General features: G+C 41.7%; 21 protein-coding genes. 9 read left to right on the forward strand and 12 right to left on the reverse strand.

Annotated elements, in window-relative coordinates; translation table 11 throughout:
• Positions 1-17: 17 nt before the first annotated feature.
• Entirely contained in the window at positions 18-920 is a 903-nt protein-coding gene (ilvY, locus tag L1266_RS03800; RefSeq protein ID WP_054551718.1) for an HTH-type transcriptional activator IlvY, read from the reverse strand.
• Positions 921-1066: 146 nt separating this feature from the next.
• On the opposite strand from ilvY, the gene ilvC reads away from it, so the two are divergent.
• The 4 genes from ilvC (at position 1067) to L1266_RS03820 (ending at position 6719) form a co-directional block, all read left to right on the forward strand.
• Positions 1067-2539, forward strand: coding sequence for a ketol-acid reductoisomerase (gene ilvC / locus L1266_RS03805; protein ID WP_235376901.1), 1473 nt, complete (start codon positions 1067-1069; stop codon positions 2537-2539).
• Between the two features lie 144 nt (positions 2540-2683).
• Positions 2684-4597 carry a methyl-accepting chemotaxis protein gene (locus L1266_RS03810; protein WP_235376902.1) on the forward strand — a complete coding sequence of 638 codons (1914 nt, stop codon included), beginning with the start codon at positions 2684-2686 and terminating at the stop codon, positions 4595-4597.
• An 84-nt stretch (positions 4598-4681) separates the two neighbouring features.
• Complete coding sequence (locus tag L1266_RS03815; protein ID WP_199528696.1) at positions 4682-5866, forward strand: tetratricopeptide repeat protein; 1185 nt, start codon at positions 4682-4684, stop codon at positions 5864-5866.
• A gap of 7 nt (positions 5867-5873) precedes the next feature.
• The gene (locus tag L1266_RS03820; protein ID WP_235376903.1) at positions 5874-6719 is read left to right on the forward strand and encodes a M20/M25/M40 family metallo-hydrolase; all 846 of its coding nucleotides are present in this window, start codon (positions 5874-5876) and stop codon (positions 6717-6719) included.
• Here the strand turns inward: L1266_RS03820 and L1266_RS03825 are convergent, their stop codons facing one another.
• Positions 6720-7037: a GIY-YIG nuclease family protein gene (locus tag L1266_RS03825; protein WP_235376904.1), complete on the reverse strand. Its 318-nt coding sequence runs from the start codon at positions 7035-7037 to the stop codon at positions 6720-6722.
• Positions 7038-7154: 117 nt separating this feature from the next.
• Between L1266_RS03825 and L1266_RS03830 the strand changes: the two genes are divergently transcribed.
• Complete coding sequence (locus L1266_RS03830; protein WP_054551724.1) at positions 7155-7517, forward strand: outer membrane protein assembly factor BamE; 363 nt, start codon at positions 7155-7157, stop codon at positions 7515-7517.
• Positions 7518-7558: 41 nt separating this feature from the next.
• Here the strand turns inward: L1266_RS03830 and L1266_RS03835 are convergent, their stop codons facing one another.
• Both L1266_RS03835 and L1266_RS03840 read right to left on the reverse strand, forming a co-directional pair.
• Positions 7559-7885, reverse strand: a complete 327-nt coding sequence (locus tag L1266_RS03835) for an RnfH family protein (RefSeq protein WP_138601550.1) — start codon at positions 7883-7885, stop codon at positions 7559-7561.
• Positions 7882-8322 carry a type II toxin-antitoxin system RatA family toxin gene (locus tag L1266_RS03840; protein WP_054551726.1) on the reverse strand — a complete coding sequence of 147 codons (441 nt, stop codon included), beginning with the start codon at positions 8320-8322 and terminating at the stop codon, positions 7882-7884. The genes L1266_RS03835 and L1266_RS03840 overlap by 4 nt, the downstream gene beginning before the upstream one ends.
• Positions 8323-8455: 133 nt before the next feature.
• On the opposite strand from L1266_RS03840, the gene smpB reads away from it, so the two are divergent.
• Positions 8456-8935: an SsrA-binding protein SmpB gene (gene smpB, locus L1266_RS03845; protein ID WP_054551727.1), complete on the forward strand. Its 480-nt coding sequence runs from the start codon at positions 8456-8458 to the stop codon at positions 8933-8935.
• A 265-nt stretch (positions 8936-9200) separates the two neighbouring features.
• The gene (locus tag L1266_RS03850; RefSeq protein WP_235377002.1) at positions 9201-11726 is read left to right on the forward strand and encodes a TonB-dependent receptor; all 2526 of its coding nucleotides are present in this window, start codon (positions 9201-9203) and stop codon (positions 11724-11726) included.
• A 68-nt stretch (positions 11727-11794) separates the two neighbouring features.
• Here L1266_RS03850 and L1266_RS03855 read toward each other — a convergent pair whose 3' ends face one another.
• A complete protein-coding gene (locus tag L1266_RS03855; protein ID WP_054551729.1) occupies positions 11795-12400 on the reverse strand; it encodes a peroxiredoxin C in 606 nt (201 codons plus the stop codon).
• A gap of 279 nt (positions 12401-12679) precedes the next feature.
• On the opposite strand from L1266_RS03855, the gene L1266_RS03860 reads away from it, so the two are divergent.
• Positions 12680-13561, forward strand: coding sequence for an NAD-dependent epimerase/dehydratase family protein (locus L1266_RS03860; protein WP_199528700.1), 882 nt, complete (start codon positions 12680-12682; stop codon positions 13559-13561).
• A gap of 51 nt (positions 13562-13612) precedes the next feature.
• On the opposite strand, the gene fadR is transcribed toward L1266_RS03860, so the two are convergent.
• Positions 13613-14326: a fatty acid metabolism transcriptional regulator FadR gene (gene fadR / locus L1266_RS03865; protein WP_054561887.1), complete on the reverse strand. Its 714-nt coding sequence runs from the start codon at positions 14324-14326 to the stop codon at positions 13613-13615.
• A gap of 232 nt (positions 14327-14558) precedes the next feature.
• Between fadR and nhaB the strand changes: the two genes are divergently transcribed.
• A complete protein-coding gene (nhaB, locus tag L1266_RS03870; protein WP_054551954.1) occupies positions 14559-16139 on the forward strand; it encodes a sodium/proton antiporter NhaB in 1581 nt (526 codons plus the stop codon).
• Between the two features lie 88 nt (positions 16140-16227).
• Here the strand turns inward: nhaB and tyrA are convergent, their stop codons facing one another.
• From tyrA to ffh, 6 genes are all read right to left on the reverse strand, one after another.
• Positions 16228-17361: a bifunctional chorismate mutase/prephenate dehydrogenase gene (gene tyrA / locus L1266_RS03875; protein WP_138601546.1), complete on the reverse strand. Its 1134-nt coding sequence runs from the start codon at positions 17359-17361 to the stop codon at positions 16228-16230.
• Between the two features lie 268 nt (positions 17362-17629).
• A complete protein-coding gene (gene rplS / locus L1266_RS03880; RefSeq protein WP_054551733.1) occupies positions 17630-17989 on the reverse strand; it encodes a 50S ribosomal protein L19 in 360 nt (119 codons plus the stop codon).
• Between the two features lie 33 nt (positions 17990-18022).
• Positions 18023-18790 carry a tRNA (guanosine(37)-N1)-methyltransferase TrmD gene (gene trmD / locus L1266_RS03885; RefSeq protein ID WP_054551734.1) on the reverse strand — a complete coding sequence of 256 codons (768 nt, stop codon included), beginning with the start codon at positions 18788-18790 and terminating at the stop codon, positions 18023-18025.
• Positions 18790-19323, reverse strand: coding sequence for a ribosome maturation factor RimM (gene rimM, locus L1266_RS03890; RefSeq protein ID WP_054551735.1), 534 nt, complete (start codon positions 19321-19323; stop codon positions 18790-18792). The genes trmD and rimM overlap by 1 nt, the downstream gene beginning before the upstream one ends.
• 17 nt (positions 19324-19340) lie before the next feature.
• Positions 19341-19589 (reverse strand): 30S ribosomal protein S16, encoded by a 249-nt coding sequence (gene rpsP / locus L1266_RS03895; protein WP_054551736.1) that lies wholly within the window; start codon positions 19587-19589, stop codon positions 19341-19343.
• A gap of 240 nt (positions 19590-19829) precedes the next feature.
• The gene (gene ffh / locus L1266_RS03900) at positions 19830-21206 is read right to left on the reverse strand and encodes a signal recognition particle protein (RefSeq protein WP_054551737.1); all 1377 of its coding nucleotides are present in this window, start codon (positions 21204-21206) and stop codon (positions 19830-19832) included.
• Positions 21207-21359 lie beyond the last annotated feature (153 nt).

The following is a 21359-nucleotide window of genomic DNA, read 5'->3' on the forward strand; positions in this document are numbered from 1 at the left end:
ACATCAAATCGTTAACGCTAAATAGCTTGCTGAGTAAGTGATTGAGCAATGCTCCAGATAGCATTGAGCGCAGGATCATGGCGCTCTTTATTCAAAACAGCTAAACCAATTTCGAAACCAGCAACAGTCTGCTCAGCATCACTTACGATTTGCACTTTATCTTTAAGCGGACTGTTGTCCAAAACTATCTTAGGCACCATGGCAATACCTAAACCTAAGCTCACCATAGACACCATCGCTTCATGGCCTGCAACCTGAGCGTAAATTCGGCCGTGAATATTCTTTTTACGCCACCACTGCTCAAGACGTTGCCTTGATAATCCTTGCTCAGCAACAATAAACTCTAAATCTGACCAATCAATTTGTTCACTGGCAGAAAGCTTTTCGCTGATCGGGCACGCTATTTTTGGTGCTATCAATACTAATGGTGAGTACCCGACACTGGTAAAGGCAATTTGCCCAGGTAGCTTTAAAGGTTTTGCGGCAATTGCCATATCTTCATGGCCATCTAAAACACGGTTTATTGCAAGAGCGGGATCACCGGTATTAAGGGTAATTTCAATATATGGATGTTGCATTCGCAATTGCTCGAGTATTTGATGTAAAAAACTATATGAGGCAGTTACAGAACAATAAATACTGACATTGCCATAAACATGCTGTTGCGGCTCTTGCACATTAGCCTTAAAACGATGCCAGTTAGCCAGCGTCGCATTTGCGTACTCAATGAATGACTCACCTTCGCGAGTTAATTTGACAGTGCGATTATCCCGATTAAAGAGTACCACCCCAACCTCTTCTTCGAGCTGTTTAATATTACGGCTCAAAGTTGGCGCACTGATATGGCAAAGCTCACTCGCTCTGGCAAAGTGTAGCGTCTTGGCTAACGCTAAAAAGTAATTAAGATGTTTGTGATCCATACCGCCACCATTTCATTTTATGAAATACTTTAATTCAAATATATCATTTTACGCAAGGTAAAAAATTGCATAGTGTTAATACATACAAAGAACACCACGTCGGTTCTTTGATTTTCTAACAAAATTGTATTTATAGGACACTAACAATGGCGAATTATTTTAATACTCTTCCTTTGAGAGAGCAGTTAGCGCAATTAGCGCAGTGTGAATTTATGGACCCAGCAGAGTTTGCTGATGGTGTAGACGCTTTAAAAGGGAAAAAACTCGTTATTGTCGGTTGTGGCGCACAAGGCCTTAACCAAGGTTTAAATTTACGTGACTCAGGCTTAGATGTTTCTTATACATTACGTGAATCAGCAATTACTGAGCGTCGTCAATCTTTCTTAAACGCATCTGAAAACGGTTTTACTGTAGGCACGTATGAAGAGCTTATTCCAACAGCAGATGTAGTTTTAAACTTAACACCTGATAAACAACATACGGCTGTTGTTAATGCCATCATGCCATTAATGAAACAAGGTGCAACACTTGCTTATTCACACGGCTTCAACATTGTTGAAGAAGGCATGCAAATCCGTGAAGATCTAACTGTTATTATGGTTGCACCTAAGTGCCCTGGTTCAGAAGTACGTGAAGAGTACAAACGTGGCTTTGGCGTACCAACATTAATCGCGGTTCACCCAGAAAACGACCCTCAAGGCCATGGTTTAGCGCAAGCTAAAGCGTATGCAGCAGGTACCGGTGGTCATCGTGCGGGTGTACTAAAATCATCATTCATTGCAGAAGTTAAATCTGACTTAATGGGTGAGCAGACGATTCTATGTGGCATGTTACAAACTGGTTCACTACTTTGCTTCGATAAAATGGTCGAAAAAGGCATTGATGCAAGTTACGCGTCAAAACTAATCCAATTTGGTTGGGAAGTGATCACTGAAGCACTTAAGTATGGTGGTGTAACTAACATGCTTGACCGTTTATCAAACCCCGCAAAAGTGAAAGCATTTGAATTAAGTGAAGAGCTTAAAACAATCATGCGCCCACTTTATAACAAGCATATGGACGATATCATCAGCGGCGAATTCTCACGCGGTATGATGGCTGATTGGGCTGAAGATGACGCAAAATTACTCGCATGGCGCGCAGAAACGGCTGAAACTGCATTCGAAAAGCAACAAAATACCGACCAAGAAATCAGCGAGCAAGCATTCTTCGACCAAGGTATTTTAATGGTTGCAATGGTTAAAGCAGGTGTTGAGCTTGCCTTCGAAACCATGACTGCAGCAGGTATCATCGCAGAATCTGCTTACTATGAATCACTACACGAAACGCCGCTTATCGCAAACACCATTGCTCGTAAGAAGCTTTTCGAAATGAACCGAACTATTTCAGATACTGCAGAGTATGGCTGTTACTTATACAACCACGCGTGTTTACCACTTTTACAAGACTTTATGAAAGACATCGATACAGATGTGATTGGTAAAGGTCTTGATAGTGCAAGCAACCAAGTCGATAACCAAACCTTGATTGCCGTGAATAAAGCACTACGCGAGCACCCGGTTGAAATCATTGGTAGCAAACTACGTGGTTACATGTCAGCAATGAAGAAAATTGTTTAACCCTGGAAAGTAAGTTTCGCTTGTTAGAAACCAAGCCCAATTGCTTATATGCTTTGGGCTTTTTTTTTGTCCCTACATTGATTCGTCATCTGTAAAGTGTATGCTAAAATTACTGACTTAAATGTTGTAAACTAAGACACTTTCATGGCGTTAAATCAATTCACCATCACTAAAAAAATTACCCTACTTGGCAGTTCTATCGCCCTCATTGTTGCTGCGTTAATCGGCGCTACAGCGATATACAGTGCAAAACAAATCATTGAACAGCGAATGATTGAATCGGAACTACCGAGCAAACTACAAGCAATTGATAATTATATTACTCACGATATAAATCAAATGATCAGTGCAGCTGAGCAACTCTCCAGTAACGAGTTTGTATTAGAGTGGGCTAACTCTGGCAATACAGATGATAAAACACTGCTAAAAGAGCTTAACCGCCTTGTTACCCAGTACGATCTAGCAACGGCTTCTTGGGCTAACCGTGAAACAGCACAATATTGGAACCAAGACGGTTTCTTGCGCGTTTTAACTAAAGAGCAAGATGGTTGGTTTTTCGCGTTTACTAACACCGCACAACCCTTTTCGATCAGTATCTATCAAGAGTCACCGACTGATGTAAAAATGTTTGTGAACCACCAGCAAACTAATGGCATTGGTTTAGCAGGCCTTGCAAAAAGTATCGACGATATGCAGGGCATGCTTAAACGCTTTCAAATAGAAGAAACCGGTTTTGTATTTGTTGCAGATAAAAACGGCCTAATTCAGCTGCATAAAGACGAAAACAAAGTCGCTAAAGCTAAGTTGGATGACGTTTACAAAACGGACATCACACGGGCCCTACTAACGCAAAGCGACTTCAATTTACAAGAAATCAACCTTAATGGTGAAGCAACCTTAGTGGCGGCAAGCCCAATTAAAAACACTGATTTGTTTGTTATTGCCCAAGTGCCAAAGCACGAAGTGTTTTCGAGCATTCAAGTTTTACAATGGCAAATCATCAGCTTTGCGATTGTGATTGCGTTGATTGCAAGCTTTGCAGGTTTAGTACTGGCACGTACGCTTTCATCGCCGCTGTCGAAAATGGCTGAGTTGTTCACCCGTTTAGGCTTTGGTGATGCTAATTTAGCGTATAGACTTCCTGACTCTGAGCAACCTGAACTTGCAAACTTATCAGCGGGCTTTAACCAATTTATCTCTAAGATTGAAACAGCAATTAGCCAAGTTGCTCAAGAAAGTAGTGAAATTAGACAAAGCGCCGATCATGTGTTTCAGCAAGCACAAAAGAACTCAGTGGCGCTTGATAATCAAAAAGAGCAAACTATCTCGGTTGCTGCGGCGATTAATGAAATGGGTGCGACAGTGCAAGAAATTGCCTCAAGCGCAGCGAACACGGCTAAGCTCACTGAGAATAGCAAGCAAAACACTGAACAAAGCCATACTCAGGTAACGCAAAGTAAAGAAGCAATAATTGAATTGGCATGTGATATCGATAATATCACCGAGCAAGTAAACGAGCTGGCAAACAAAACACAAGCGATTGCCAGTATTGTCGACTCTATCAGAGGGATTTCGGAGCAAACCAACCTATTAGCACTTAATGCGGCAATTGAGTCTGCTCGTGCGGGTGAGCACGGTCGAGGCTTTGCTGTTGTAGCTGATGAAGTTAGAGCGCTTGCAAATCGCACGTCGCAATCAACAACTGAAATTCAAACCATGATCAGTGAACTAACAAATACGTCTGATTTAGTGGTTAATCATATCAATCATTCGAAATCACAAGCTCAATTGAGCGTTGATGCAATGCAGAGTTCTGTTGAATTACTTAATGCCATTAACGATGCTGCCAATGAAATAAACGATATGGCAACCTTAATCGCAACTGCAACTGAAGAGCAAAGTAATGTAGTGGCAGATGTCGGTCGTAACATTGAGCAAATAAGTGACATTAGTGATAACGTTATGCGTGAACAAATTGATAGTGAACAAGCAATCAAAGACTTAGCAAACAGTGCGCAAACCCTTGATGACCTTGTTGCAACTTTTGATAAACGCTGACACGTTTTGTAACAGTTAACCCTGACCCTTTTTCATTCACGGCCTATACTTTAATGGTATTAGGCCAAGAATTAAGAGGGTCAAATGAAATTACCTAGCATTGTTTTCGCCTCAAGCTTTTGCTTATTAACAGCGTGTAGTAGTACAGAAAATAACACCGCCCCACCACCACTTGCTTTGGTGCAAAGTAATACGTTTACCCAAACCTCAGTTGAAACCCAACAAGAAATTTTTGCATTAAGCAAACATGTCAAACAACAACTTGACAGTACTTTTCCCAAAGATGGTCGATCATTGCAAAGCACTAAAGGCTTACTCAGGTTTCTATTGCAAAATGGCGATGCGTCTTTATCTTATCAATCTGGTGCGACCTTAACGGCCAATCAAGCCTACGAAAATTTAAATGCTAACTGTTTATCGTTATCGATTTTAGCCTACAGCCTAGCTGACTACCTTGGCCTCGAAGGGCAATTTCAAAAAGTGCATATCCCAGAGTATTGGGCGCTGGATAATGGTTTTAACTTACTCACAGGGCATATCAATTTGAAAGTGAGTGAATCAACAAAACAAGTGTTAAATCGTAAAGTTATATACCCTCAAGAGCGCTCTTTGGTGATAGACTTTGACCCTAACAGTCGCCAAGAGGCGTTTAAAACCAGCAACATCAACAAAGCCCGCATCACAGCGATGTTTTATAACAATAAGGGCGCAGCTGCGATGTTAAAACATGATTACGACACTGCTTTTAGCTATTACAAAGCAGCAGTTGATATTGATAGCAACTACTCAGGTGCATGGGGCAACCTTGGGGTATTATTCAGATTAACGAGTGACTACCAAAGTGCTGAAACAGCCTATCAGTATGCGATTAGTTTAGATCCTGACAACAACACCGCGCTAGGCAATTTAGCAAGACTCTATAACCTGACCGATCGTAAAGAGCAAGGCCAAGCTATATTAGCCATGCTTGACAAGAAACGCCAAGCAAACCCTTATTACCATATTTCTTTAGGTAATGATGCCTATACAACCAGCCGTTACCAAGATGCCATAAAACACTACAAAAAAGCCCGTGACTTAAATTCAACCCTGCATGATACTGATTTTGGTTTAGCCAGAACCTATTATCAATTGGGTGACTTAAAACTGGCTAAAAAGTATTTAACTATGGCAAACAATAAAGCTGACTTTGATCATGATAAACAGCGTTACGAAAGTAAATTACAAGCGCTTCGCTCGCATACTGCAAAACTTATTGATTACCGCTAGTGCTGCAATGATAAGCACAGGGCACGCTTTTGCCAATACAAACTTAGCACAAGACGTTATAACGCTAACATCGCCTCAATTTGCTGGGCGAAAAACGAATACCGAGGGCGCTAAATTAGCCGCCGATTTCATAGCAGAGCGCTTTGTCGCTCTTGGCTATTCAGTAAATGAACAAATTTTTACTTATCAATCAGGTTTCTTTAGTGAGGCGGTTGGGAGAAACATTGTTGCGATAAAAAATAGCCCTTGTGAAAAGTGTAAAAAAATTATTTTTACAGCCCATTACGACCACCTTGGGCAACAAGGCAGTCGGCTTTACCCGGGTGCCAATGATAACGCCAGCGGCGTTGCAGCTTTACTTTATTTAGCTGACCACTTTGCACAAAGCCCTCAGCGCTATCAGTTAGTGTTTGTTGCAACCGATGCCGAAGAAAATGGCCTACATGGTAGCGATTACTTGGTATCGACACTTAATACAGACAAAATAAAACTTAACATTAATTTAGATATGCTTGTTGTGAACCCACGTAGACCTCGTATCTATGCATTTTTAGATAAGCAATCATTAGCGCACTATAAAGATGACATTAAAGCTTTGTCTGATGAGCAGCTAACCTTTATGGCAACTAGCTCGTCGGCGAGGCTGAATCGATTATTTGATCTCAAAGTTGATTGGCGCAGAGCAAGCGACCACTATTCATTCGCTAAAGCGAAGATCCCATACATTTACTTTGGTATCGGGCACGATAAACATCATCATCAAACTACCGATACAACAGAACATATCAACTTTATTTTATTTGAAGCTGCGATGAAGAAAATAGCTCTATTTATTGAAAAGCTTGCAAGTTAGCTACTTTGGTAGCTCAGAGGTTAAAACAAACTGCCTTTTTTGCGCTTTGCTAAGCTTTTTTACGTTTATTTCAAGTTTAGTTGCTTCACTACGGTTACCCACTTGCTGTTGATAGATAAGTGTTAAAGGCCCCTTGCCTTTGAGGTTTTTAGCCCCTTTTCCCGCTTGATGCTGCATAAATCGCTTTTCAACATTGGTGGTGATCCCCGTATACCAATGACCCAAACGTGTTTGCACTATGTACAAATGCCACAGACTCTCTGAATTATCATTGTTTTTTATAGGCTGCTGTAAACTTTCTGGGTTTGCTGTGGTCAAATTTGTGCCTCTTGATTGTTAATCGCATTTGTGTAAAAACAATTACTGAAAAGGGTTTTACCTTCAGTGACTAATCGGTATCATGCAGTGTATAAAAAATAAGGATTCAAACAAATAATGCAGTCGTTTAAAACTTTTTCTTTTTGGTTAGTACTTACCCTTACTTTAAGTGCTACAGCAGGGTGTTCAAGCTGGGTTTACCGAATCAACATTCCTCAAGGTAACTTCTTAGAGCAATCAGATGTAGATAAGCTACGTGTTAATATGACGCGCGAGCAAGTACTGTATGTACTAGGCAAGCCAGTCGCTGAAGACTCATTTGATAAAAATACCTGGCACTACCTTTACGTATTCAATCTTGGTCGTAGCAACGAGCAACGTAAATCACTCACTATTAACTTCGAAAACGATAAGCTTGTTTCGTTATCGGGTGACTATGAACAACCTAGCGAATTTAATACGCCGCTTGAACAAGAGTAATAGCAGCGCAAATTATTAAGGGTAGCCTAGGCTACCCTTATTTATGCCTTATTAAGCGGACGCCCGCCTGTAATTTTATTAGCTCGGCCCTCTTCTTTGGCTTTTTCAGCACGGCGCCTGCGTGCATCCTTTGGATCAGCAATAAGAGGTCGATAAATCTCAATACGATCGCCATCTTTTACTTCTTGATTCAGTTTGCAAGTACGATTCCAAATCCCAAGCGTTAAATTATTTGCGTCTATTTCTGGGCACTTCTCGATAATGCCCGACTTAATCACCGCTTGCTCAGCGGTAGTACCTACAGGCACTTCGACCAGTAAACTGGTTGCTGTTGTTGGTAAGGCGAAAACCACTTCAACAGTGATCATGGGCGAACTCCATATACAGTTTTAGCGCGTTGAGTAAATGCATTAACCATATTCTTAGCGACTTCGTTAAATACTTTTCCGAAAGCCAGCTCAATAAGCTTACTAGCAAATTCAAACTCAAGATGCAGTTGCACTTTACAAGCTTTATCGTCCAGCGGTAAGAAATGCCATTTACCCTGTAGCTTTTTGAATGGGCCATCAACTAGGCGTAGCGCAACCGTTTGCTCATCAATAAAGGTATTTTCGGTAGTGAACCACTTTTTTAAACCTGCTTTCGATATTTCTAGACTAGCTGTCATACCACTGGCTTGTTGTGTAATGATTTTAGCATCAGAGCAATGTGGTAAAAACTCTGGATATGCATCTACATCATTCACTAAATCAAACATTTCTTTGCTGCTGTACATTACCAGCGCACTTTTTTCTATTTGCGGCATATTCACTCCCAACTTTGTCGGCGAATTTTAGCAAGCTTTGACTATTTACCCAAATATTAGTGACGCGAAAATTTCTGCAAAGCCTTAAAAAAGCGATGTAAAAACGCTGTTTTTACGTATAATATGAGTCACTATGGCTAAGAAAAAATCATCTAAATCGACAAGTAATACCATCGCGCTAAACAAAAAAGCGCGTCATGAGTATTTTTTACACGATAAGTTCGAAGCAGGGGTTGAACTACAGGGCTGGGAAGTAAAAAGTATCCGAGCTGGTAAAGTAAACATCTCTGAGACTTATATTCACATTAAAAACGGCGAAGCATTTTTACTTGGCAGTCAAATTCAGCCTCTCAACAGTGCTTCTACTCACGTAATTTGCGATCCTTTAAGGTATCGTAAGTTACTTTTAAATAAGCGTGAAATCGATCGTCTTATCGGTGCTACAGAACGCGAAGGTTTTTCATTAATCGCAACTGCAATGTACTGGAAAAAATGCTGGGTGAAGTTGGAGTTCCACCTTGCTAAAGGTAAAAAGATGCACGACAAACGTGAAGACGGAAAAAATAAAGATTGGGCGCGTGAAAAAGAACGCCTGATGAAACATAAAGCTTAATTTATGAAATGAGCCTAACCTTTTTGTTAGGCTCGTACCCCCTACCAGTCCTGACTCTTACCACTTAAGAACCTTAACATCTTAATAAACCCATACTTTTTTGCTATTTCATTCACCGCTATTTACATGGTATCAATCTTTGTCGTGATTAATTCACAACACTTTCACAATTATACAAGGATTGAAATATATGAAGAACACCCATCGCTTTATACAACGACCTCTCTACGCATTTACAGTTGCCGCATTAGCAGGCACCAGTTTTATGTCTGTTGCTGCACAAGAAGATGGAGCTGAAAAGGTCGAGCGTATTGAAGTTACAGGTTCTCGCATCAAGCGCTCGGACATTGAGGGGCCATCACCGGTTCAATCAATCAGTCGTGCAGACATCGATAACATGGGCTACGACAACCTACAACAACTATTAGAGCGTATGCCTGTTGCCGGTAATGGTACTTTTTCTACTCGCGGTAATAACCAAGACTCTACAGCCAATGGTGCTGCAGCTGTTAGCCTTAGAGGTTTAGGCTCTGATGCTACATTAGTACTAATTAACGGACGTCGTGTATCTATTAGCGCTTTTGCTGAGAGCATTACCAATTCATTTGTTGATATCAACTCAATTCCAGTCTCTGCGATTGAGCGTATCGATATTTTAAAGGATGGCGCATCAGCTATTTATGGTTCTGATGCAGTTGCTGGTGTAGTTAATATTATCTTAAAGAAAGATATTAACGGCCTAGAGGTAAACCTTGGATATGGCGGCACTGATGGTCCTAACTACGAAGAAAAAACAGCAAGTTTAGTATGGGGTACCAGTACAGAGAAAAGCAGCGCATCAATTATTATTGATTACTTTAACAACACAGCACTCTCATCTGATGAAATGGGCCGCCTAGGCACAGCCAACCAAGAACCATACGGTGGTATGGATTTTCGCTCATCGCGTGGCTTTCCGGGCTACTTCTATGTAGATGGTGAAAAAACCATTGATCCAGCCTGCCCAGCAGAAAATGCAACCGCAAGTGGCAGCTGCTTATTTGACTACGGCCCGTATGGTTACGTAACCCCAGCATCTGAGCGTGTCGGTGCTATCTCACAATTTGAATATAACTTCGACAATGGTATTTCAGCTTTCTTAGAGGTTGCAGTACAACATAATACGTCGCAAGCAGCAGGTGCACCGACCCCGCTTGATGAAGATGCAGGCCTTACAGTTCCTGCAAGCCATCCTAACAACCCGTTTGGCCAAGATATCGAAATTGGTCGCTACAGAACCGTAGATGCCGGCCCTCGCCAATGGGATATTGAATCTGATACGCTTCGCTTTGTTGCCGGTCTAAAAGGTGAAATAAATGACTGGAGCTGGGAAGCAGCTGTTCAAAAAGGTCGCAGTGAATCAATGCAAACAGGTAATAGAAGCCAAGGTTGGGTGCGCACTGATTTCCTACAACAAGAAATCGATGCAGGTAACTATAATACATTTGGTGGCACCTATAATGACCAGGCAGTGATTGACCGTATCACCACAAGCTTAGTGCGCCGTGGTGAGTCTCATATGACCTCATTTGATGCAAATATTAGTGGTGAAGCATTCAGCTTTGGCGATGATGTAGTAATGATGGCTGCAGGTATTGAATACCGTGAAGAAGATGTGAGCGATATTCCAGACGACCAATTCCAGCGTGGTTTAATTTTTGGTACTGAGTCTGTATCAGCCGCTGCTGAACGCGACCAATACGCAGCTTACATTGAGTTTTCAATTCCGCTGGCTGATAACCTAGAACTGCAACTAGCTGGTCGATACGATGACTACAGCGATTTTGGCTCAACTACAAACCCTAAAGTAGCTGTTCGCTGGGCACCAACTGATTCAATCACTGTTCGTGGTTCGTGGGCTCAAGGTTTCCGCGCGCCTTCACTGGCACAAATTGGTTTAGGTCCGTCGGAAGAAAGTCAATTCTTTGTAGATACTTACCGCTGTCAGGCAACAGGGCTTGACTGTAACGCTCTAGATTACAATATCCAATTTGCAGGTAACCCAAACCTTGAAGCTGAGGAGTCAGAGTCATGGAATGTTGGCTTTATCTGGGCACCAACCGCTGAATTTGGTTTTGGAATCGATGTATGGAGCATTACACAAGATAATAAGATAGATGAGCAAGAGTTCGGCCCTATCTATGATGAAAACTGTAATGATCAAAACAGCACTGTCTGCGTGCGTTTAGCACCACAAAATGGTCAAAGCTTAGGTGTGATCCAAAAAGTTTATAGCACCTTTGAAAACGTCTCATCGCAAGAAGTATCAGGTGTCGATGTATCGGCTAACTACACACATGCGATGAACGATTACGGCTTCTTAAAATTCAATTTAGAATGGGCTTACCAAAACGAATTTAAGAAAGATGGCCGCGATTACACTGGCGAGTATCGTTATCCTGAAAACCGTTGGATTTTCTCAACAAATTGGGAAATGGGTGACTTCAACACGAATGTGAACGTTAGTTACACGGGCGAGTTTGAAGATACGCCAGATATCGACTTTGACGGTAATTTAGACTTTGATAGCAACACATCACGTATGGTTGATTCACAAACGCTGGTTGATTTACAAACAGCGTATAACTTCTCAGAGAAAATCAAACTTTCTGTGGGTGTGAATAACGTGTTTGATGAAGATCCTCCGTTTGCAATCGGTGATGGCGATGGCGACTTATATGGCTATGTATCAAGCGTACATAACCCACGTGGTCGTTATTTCTATACTAAACTAACGATGCGTTTTAATTAATCTTGTTGTGCTTAAAAACAAAAACCCGCCAATTGGCGGGTTTTTTAATTCTTTAACTAAGGCCTAAATTATAGGTCGCCTTCGTTTTCAGAAAGGAACTTAGCAACACCTTCAGGGCTTGCGTCCATACCTTTTTTGCCTTCAGTCCAACCAGCTGGACATACTTCACCGTGCTCGCTGTGGAACGCTAGCGCGTCAACCATGCGGATCATTTCGTCGATGTTACGGCCTAGAGGAAGGTCGTTAACTACTTGGTGACGTACGTTACCTTCTTCGTCGATAAGGAAAGAACCACGGAAAGCAACACCTGCTTCTGGGTGCTCAACATCGTATGCTTGACAGATTTCGTGTTTAACGTCTGCAACTAGTGCATATTTAACTTGACCAATACCACCGTCAGCAACGGCAGTGTTACGCCATGCATTGTGTGAGAATTGTGAATCGATAGAAACACCAATTACTTCAACGCCACGCTTTTGGAACTCTTCAAAACGCTTGTCGAAAGCGATTAACTCTGAAGGACAAACGAAAGTGAAGTCTAACGGGTAAAAGAAGATAACTGCTTTTTTACCTTTGATAGTTTCTTTTAGGTTGAAGTTTTCAACGATTTCACCGTTACCAAGAACAGCTGCTGCAGTAAAGTCTGGTGCCTGACGGCCAACTAATACACCCATTTTTATCTCCAAATATTTGAGTTTATTTCCAATTGCCTAAGCAATACTCACATAGATATGGTTACTAAAACGCAAAAACCAAGTGTAAGTATTGATAAATTGCAAGATAGTGTAATGAGGTTACAGACAAATGAACAATCGAAAAAAGCGATATGCCTAATCGGAAAAATTGATTTATTAAAATATTACGTAACTCTTGAAGCAAACAATCGCAAAGAGCTGCAAAATCAGCAGCTAAAATCTGATAAAATATGCCGAGCTAAGCAACTAGGTAGAAAAATGAAAGTTTTGATCACAGGTTCAGCAGGTCGGGTTGGCCGTGCAATTTATATCAAGTTAATGAGCAATTATAATGTCGTTGGGATGGATAAAGCGCCCTGCTCTACAGCTGACTTTGTGGGTGATATTCGTGACCAACACTTAATTCAGAGAGCTCTTCAAGACATCGACGTGATAATCCATACAGCCGCTTTACATGCCCCTCATGTTGGCCTGCACTCTGACGACGATTTTTACACTATAAATGTGGAGGCGACAGAACAACTGGCACTGTTAGGTATAGAAGCAGGCGTAAAACAGTTTATTTTTACCAGCACCACAGCGCTCTATGGTTCAGCTTCAACGCCATTAGGTCAAGCGGGTTGGGTAAACGAGGATATTATTCCGAAGCCAAAATCCATTTACCATAAAACTAAAATTGCCGCCGAAGCCAAGCTTGAAGCTATTTCAATAAAGCACAAATTACCAATCACAGTATTACAGATGTCTCGCTGTTTTCCTGAACCTGCCGATATTATGGCGCTATTTCGTAATAGCCGTGGCATCGACGCTCGCGATGTTGCCAATGCCCATTTATGTGCAATCGAGAAAAAACTAAGTGGTTTTAATCGCTTTATTATTTCAGGCGTTACGCCTTATTCAAAAAAAGATTGCCAGTCGCTTTATAAGCAAGCAGATAAAGTCATTATTGAAAAAATCCCAGCATTAGCAGAAGCATTCAAGGAGCGAGGCTGGCTATTACCAACGAGTTTAGACCGAGTATACGATTCAACTAGAGCGCAGCAGCAACTTGGCTGGCATCCCAAACATGATTTTAATAGTGTTTTAGCAATGCTTGATGATGAAAGCGCTGAAGTACTCCCGGTGCTTAAAAGTAACTAACAAAAAACCCAGCTTTTAGCTGGGTTCTTAAATGAATATCAATACAGACGCTTAGTCCATGATATCTTCTGGCATATCACCACGAATTTGTTGCCAAATTTCACCTGTTTGATGACCATATTTACGCATCATTGAAATCGCACCGTCGTGTTCACGACGCTCTGCCAGTTCTGTTAAATCTTTATAAAATTGACGCGCTAATTCACGAGTTCGAGAATCAGAGAAGTAGTGGCAGCCAATTTTTGAGTAGAAACCTTTAAAGCCATTTAGGATAAGAACGTAAATGCGGTTATTACCCGCAACTGCTAATTCATGGTGAACTTTATAATCGTAATCAGCAAATGCTTGCGCACTGTCTTCTAGCTCTTCACTTTGCGATAAAATTTCAATTACACGCTCAGGAGCAAGCTTAATAGCTGCACGGGTATAAATTGCGCTGATATTTGTGCGTGCAGAAAGTAATTGATCTGTAAGCTCTGGCATTTTGTCTTCATCTAGTCGCGCTAGCGTTTCTAAAATGTTCAGGCCCGAGGTTTCCCAGAAGTTATTTACACGGGTAGGTTTACCGTGCTGAATCGTTAGCCAGCCATCACGGGCTAGACGCTGAAGTACTTCACGTAAGGTTGTACGTGTAACACCTATCAGCTCAGATAATTCACGCTCAGCTGGAAGAATTGAGCCAGGCGGAAAGTCACCATTCCAAATAGATTCAACAATGTATTCTTCAGCAAAACCTGCTGGGCTTTTCGCTTTAAAAATTCTCATTCACTTTCCACTTGAGTTAGCAACTACTTTTACCGCATTTGGTGTTCAACTCACTGATTGTACCAGATGATAAGCAACTAACAAGTAAACTAACTCGGCAGTACATAAAAATCTATAAGATCTAGTTAAATAAATGGCCTTTTGGATTAAAAGTACATCAAATAACAATACTATCGATATAATCAATTTCTATTTATTAACAATAATAACCAGCACTGATATAGGTATGGCCATGCAGCAGCGCGTTTTACCAGCTCTATTTAAAAATTTTTTAGGAACTTCACCAAAGTGGTACAAATACACCATTATTGCGTTTTTACTAATCAACCCGGTGTTATTTCAACTTAATCCTTATCTGGCAGGATGGGTATTAGTGTTAGAGTTTATTTTTACACTCGCCATGGCACTTAAATGTTACCCGCTACAACCGGGTGGTTTACTGGCAATTGAAGCCTTGTTTATCGGCATGACAACAGCAGGTCAAGTTGAACATGAGATAGTACAGAATATCGATGTGATCCTGTTACTTATCTTTATGGTTGCTGGTATCTATTTTATGAAAGACTTACTTTTATATATCTTTACAAAGCTGGTTGTTTCGGTACGAAGTAAAACCGTATTATCTCTGTCGTTTACGATAGCTGCCGCATTTTTATCTGCTTTCTTAGATGCGTTAACGGTGATGGCCGTTGTTATTGCCGTCGCGATGGGCTTTTACAGTATTTACCACAAGGTAGCATCAGGCAAAGACTCCAGCAGTGAGCATGATATTAATGACGATAACCAAGTTCGCCCAGTCAATCGTCAAGAGCTTGAAGAGTTTCGTGCTTTTCTTCGTAATTTATTAATGCATGCATCCATAGGTACTGCCTTAGGCGGTGTCTGTACTATGGTAGGCGAGCCACAGAACTTGATCATTGCAGAGCGTGCAGGCTGGTTATTTGGCGAATTTTTCTTCCGAATGTTGCCTATTACTTTACCCGTTATGATTGCAGGTATTGCCACTACTTTCTTACTCGAAAAAACCAAAACCTTTGGTTACGGCGCAAAACTCCCTGCCCCCATCCACACGATTTTATCGGATCATGCTAAAAAGCTAGAGAAAAAACGCACTACACGCGACAAAGTAAACCTAGCGATTCAAGCTTTCATTGCTGTTTGGTTGATCATAGGTTTAGCCCTTCACTTAGCCACTGTTGGTTTAATTGGTTTGTCTGTTATTATTTTTGCCACGGCCAGTGCCGGTATTATTGAAGAGCACCAATTAGGTAAAGCATTTGAAGAAGCCCTACCATTCACAGCGTTACTTTGCGTATTCTTCTCAATTGTTGCAGTTATTATCGACCAGCATTTATTTACACCTGTGATCGCATGGGTACTTACTTTCGAAGGTCAGCTGCAACTGGTGATGTTCTTCATTGCCAACGGTATTCTTTCGATGGTCAGCGATAACGTGTTCGTGGGTACTGTGTATATCAATGAAGTGGCTGCTGCGTTACAGGCAGGTCAAATTACCCGTGATCAATTTGACCTATTAGCTGTGGCAATTAACACAGGTACTAATTTACCAAGTGTTGCTACGCCTAATGGACAAGCTGCCTTCTTATTCTTGCTTACATCAACATTAGCCCCTGTGTTAAGACTATCTTATGGACGCATGGTATACATGGCGCTACCTTATACCATAGTGTTGACGATTGTTGGCTTGAGCATGACCTTATTCAGCCTTTCAGATATGACTGACTTGCTGTATCAATGGGGCTTAATCAATCACCATAGCGGTGCGTTACCTGGCTCATTAGGTGGTCATTAAAACGATTATTTAAAACAAAACATTTGAAACTAAAAAGCCCGCTTGATGCGGGCTTTTTGATAGAGCTCTTTTTTGCTAGATTAGCTGTTTAATCAAGCACTTTCGCGTCGTTTGCTTTGTTGAGTAAGCTGCGACTTTGCGTTAAGAAATGTGCAGTTGCATCAGAGAAGTATTCTTTTGCATCAGCAAATGCGGCAATCAATGATGCTTTATCCCCTGCTTTTAGCTTTTCTAGCGTGTCTGCAAAAGTATCTTGGTAGTTGGCAAGCAGTGCTTCTACATCGTCGAATTGTGCTAACATGATGTCAGAGTAAAGCTCTGGCGATTGGGCAAATAAACGCCCGACCATCATTAACTCTAACTGATAAATGGGTGATGAGCAGCTGCGAAGCTCTGCAAGTGTATGGCTTTGCTTGGCAAGAAACTGGCCATATACAAAAGTTGTTAAGTGACGCATAACCTGAATGATCTGCATTGCTTCATCGTGTTTTTTAGCATCCATTTCAACTACTTGGCAGCCCCAAACTTGTAGTTGTGCCATTAACCCTTTAGCTACTTCATGATCTCGCCCTTCACACACGACCACCGTTTGTTTTACCCAATGTGAAATATCTGGGCCAAACATGGGGTGTAAGCCAACTACAGGGCCGCTATGAGCCGCCATAAGTGCTTTTAAAGGTTTTTGCTTAACAGAGGTAATATCAACCAGCAAACAGTCATCATCAAGTGTCGGTAGCGCAGCGACAACTTGCTCAAGTGCATTAATTGGCACACTGACAAGAACCAATTTTGCCCCTTTTAATATCGTCTCACTTTGTGCTTGCTGTGCTTTATCTAAAATACGCACTTCATAACCTGAACGAGTAAATTGTTGAGCAAATAACTGGCCCATGGCACCTTCACCACCCACAATTACAATGGGTGATAATTGGGGTGCAACACAGGCAAGGCTACCTTGTTGGTTTTGATACGCTTCACGCATCATACGACGCAATATATCTTCAACTAACTCAGGGTTAACCCCTTGTGCGACAGCTTCTTGACGACGAGCTGCAAGTAACTCAGCCTCGCGATCTGGGGCATGTAATGGTGCACCGATTTGTTGCTTAATTGCGCCTATTTTTTCTGTAATCCCATTACGCTTTGCCAGTAATGCCACCAATTGCGCATCACATTCATCTATTCCTGCTCTTAAATCAGCTAGATCATTCACTGTTACCACGTTACTACACCTCAAACCCTATAAACGTAAATATTTATATACAAAAAAGTAAAGCTTTTAATACAAATTATAGTAACAGGATAACAGCCAAAGCACAAAGCCCCAACGTTCTTGTAGCATAGCTTATAAAGGGATAAATAGGAGTAAGTAGATAGGTTAGAAGGGAGTATTTCTCAGAGAGGTAAATTATTTTTGTGGTATAAAAACCAAAACGGGTTGCAACCTAAGGCTGCAACCCGTTTTATTTTGCGTTGTAAAACAGCGCGTATTAGTTAAGTTTTTCTCTAATACGTGCAGATTTACCAGAACGCTCACGTAGATAGTAAAGTTTCGCACGGCGAACTGCACCGCGACGTTTAACTGAGATACTATCGATAAGAGGGCTGTGCGTTTGGAATACACGCTCAACACCTTCACCGCTCGAGATTTTACGAACTGTGAATGCTGAGTGAAGACCACGATTACGCTTAGCGATTACAACACCTTCAAAGGCCTGTAGACGCTCTTTGTTACCTTCTTTTACACGTACCTGTACAACTACTGTATCACCAGCGCCGAATGCTGGTACGTCTGTTTTAAGCTGCTCTTCTTCAAGCGCTTTAATAATATTTTGGTTTACTTTTGCCATTATATTTCTCACTTTCCTAGGTGTAACTGTCTTCTAGCCACAAGCTTGTTGGTACTCTTGCTGAAATTCAGCAAGGAGTGCCGCTTGCTCCTCAGTCAGAGCTAGGTTATGCAACAAGTCAGGACGACGAAGCCAAGTTCTACCAAGTGATTGCTTTGTGCGCCACTTAGCGATTTCTTGGTGGTTTCCGCTGAGTAATACAGCAGGCACCTGTTTATCATCCAATGTCTCTGGCCGTGTATAGTGAGGACAATCAAGCAAGCCATTCGAAAATGAATCCTGCTCAGCTGACTGGTTATGACCTAACACCCCTGGTACTAATCGTGCTACTGCATCAATTAGCGTCATCGCGGGTAGCTCACCACCACTTAAAATAAAATCACCAATTGACCATTCTTCGTCAACGTATGATTCTATGATTCGCTCATCTATACCTTCATAGCGACCTGCAATTAAAATCAGCTTTTCTGATTGTGCAAGCTCGCTTGCACCTTGCTGATCTAATTTGCGCCCTTGCGGGGACATATAAATTACTTTTGCACCATCACCTGCCGCTTTTTTGGCGTCAAGGATAGCTTGTTTCAATGGTTCAACCATCATTAACATGCCAGGACCGCCCCCGTAAGGACGATCATCCACAGTTCTATGCTTATCAGTGGCATAGTCACGTGGGTTCCAACAGTTAAAGTCGATTAGACCATTTTTAACTGCGCGACCTGTTACCCCTTGGGTGGTAATCGCATCAAACATGTCCGGGAAAAGGCTTATCACCCCTACCCATAGCGAACTCGTTTGTGACATTAAAACCCTGGGTCCCAGTCTACGGTAATTTCTCTTGCATCATGTTTAACTTCTTTAATAACAGAATCTGTTAAGAAAGGAATTAAACGCTCTGCTTGGCCAAATGCATCTTTTTTGTTTGCTTTCACAACCAAAACGTCATTTGACCCTGTCTCCATTAGGTCATCAACAGTGCCTAAGTTATAACCTTTATCAGTTATAACAGACATGCCGATCAGATCTCGCCAATAGAATTCACCTTGCGGTAATTCTGGTAGCTGCGCTGCATCTACTGAGATTTCTGCATTGGTTAAAGCCATTGCTTCGTCTCGGTCGTTTACTTGCGCAACTTTAGCGATAAAGCCTTTGTTGTGGCGACGCCAGTCGACCACTTCTAAGGTCTGCCATTTACCTTGTTGCCCTATCAACCATGGGCTGAAATCGAAGATCCCTTCGGGATCATCAGTAAATGAATGCACCTTAAGCCAGCCCTTTATACCATACGGGGCACCGAGCTTTCCTACTGTAATATACGAGGTGTTCTCTTGACTCATGGTTACTCTTACGCCTATTAAGCCGCTTTACGAGCGTCTTTAACTAACTTAGCTACGCGATCTGAAAGAGATGCGCCTTGACCTACCCAGTGATCAACACGAGATAAATCTAAACGTACTTTTTCTTCCTGACCAGAAGCGATTGGGTTAAAGAAACCTACTTTCTCGATGAAGCGACCGTCACGCGAGAAACGGCTATCCGCAACCACAATTTGATAGAAAGGGCGTTTTTTAGCGCCACCACGTTGCAAACGAATAGTTACCATACCGTCCTCTACATTAGATTGACTGTTTTCATTAATAAGATTTACTCCCCAATACGGGAAGCTGGGGAATTGTACGAGTTTTTTGCAACATTGCAAGTAAGAACTGCTGCAAAATGTAAGTTTAGTTGATTAAACACTGATCTGGGCCTTAAATCTTACATGCAGCTAACTACTACGCATAAATTATCTACAAAAAAAGGAGCTATATGCTCCTTTTTATACATTTAATAGACAGTACTATTAAAATTTAGGGCCACCACCCATCATCCCTGGTGGTAACATGCCTTTCATGCCGCGCATCATTTTCTTCATGCCACCTTTGCCTTTCATCTTCTTCATCATCTTCTGCATTTGCGTAAATTGCTTAAGCAGTTTATTGATTTCTTGCACCTGAGTACCAGAACCTGCCGCAATACGTTTTTTACGCGAGCCTTTGATGATTTCAGGACGGGCACGCTCTTTTGGCGTCATAGAGTTGATGATGGCTTCCATTTGTACGAAAGTTTTATCACCCATCTGGCCTTTTACAGCGTCTGGTAGGTTTTGCATGCCTGGCAGCTTATCAAGCATCGACATCATACCGCCCATGTTCTTCATCTGACGAAGTTGCTCAGCAAAGTCATCTAATGTGAAGCCATCACCTTTAAATACTTTTTCGGCAACTTTAGCTGCTTTCTCTTTATCTACTTTCATTTCGACTTCTTCGATTAATGAAAGTACATCACCCATACCTAGGATACGAGAAGCAATACGGTCAGGGTGGAATGGTTCAAGAGCATCAGTGCGTTCACCCACACCCATAAACTTAATTGGCTTACCAGTAATATGGCGAATCGATAATGCAGCACCACCACGGGCATCACCATCGGTCTTGGTTAAGATCACACCACTTAAAGGCAGTGCCTCATCAAATGCTTTTGCGGTGTTTGCCGCATCTTGACCTGTCATCGCATCAACAACGAATAAGGTTTCGATTGGGTTAATCGCGCTGTGAAGTGCTTTGATCTCGTCCATCATGTCGTTATCGACGTGTAAACGACCTGCAGTATCAACTAATACCACATCAATGAATTTTTTCTTCGCGTGAGAAATCGCATTGTTTGCGATATCAACCGGCTTTTGTGAAATGTCACTTGGGAAGAACTCAACACCCACTTCATCAGCCAGTGTTTCAAGCTGTTTGATTGCTGCCGGACGATAAACGTCGGCACTCACAACTAATACAGACTTCTTTTTACGCTCTTTTAAGAATTTAGCTAGTTTACCAACACTGGTCGTTTTACCAGCACCTTGTAAACCCGCCATCATCACTACCGCTGGCGGCTGTGCATTAAGGCTTAGCTCTTCGTTAGCTTCACCCATGGCTTTTTCAAGTTCTTCACGAACGATCTTAATAAAGACTTGGCCAGGGCTTAAGCTTTTTGTTACCTCAACACCTACGGCGCGTTCTTTAACTTGCTTAACGAATTCACGAACAACAGGTAATGCAACGTCCGCTTCCAAAAATGCCATGCGGACTTCGCGTAATGTATCTTTTATATTGTCTTCAGTTAGGCGTCCGCGGCCACTGATATTTTTTAAGGTTTTACCTAAGCGTTCTTGGAGATTCTCAAACATGTAAAGGTTCCGATAAAACGTGTTGCACCTGCAATGTACATAAATCAAACAAGTTTGGTGACAATACAGGCAATATTAAAATTTAATTCCTAGCAGTATACCGTAAATGGTGGTCGACAATACAGTGTTCAAGTGCGCAGTTTGAGTTTCTTT

Origin of the sequence: Pseudoalteromonas sp. Cn5-37 (assembly GCF_021532495.1) — a bacterium.
GTDB lineage: Bacteria > Pseudomonadota > Gammaproteobacteria > Enterobacterales > Alteromonadaceae > Pseudoalteromonas > Pseudoalteromonas simplex.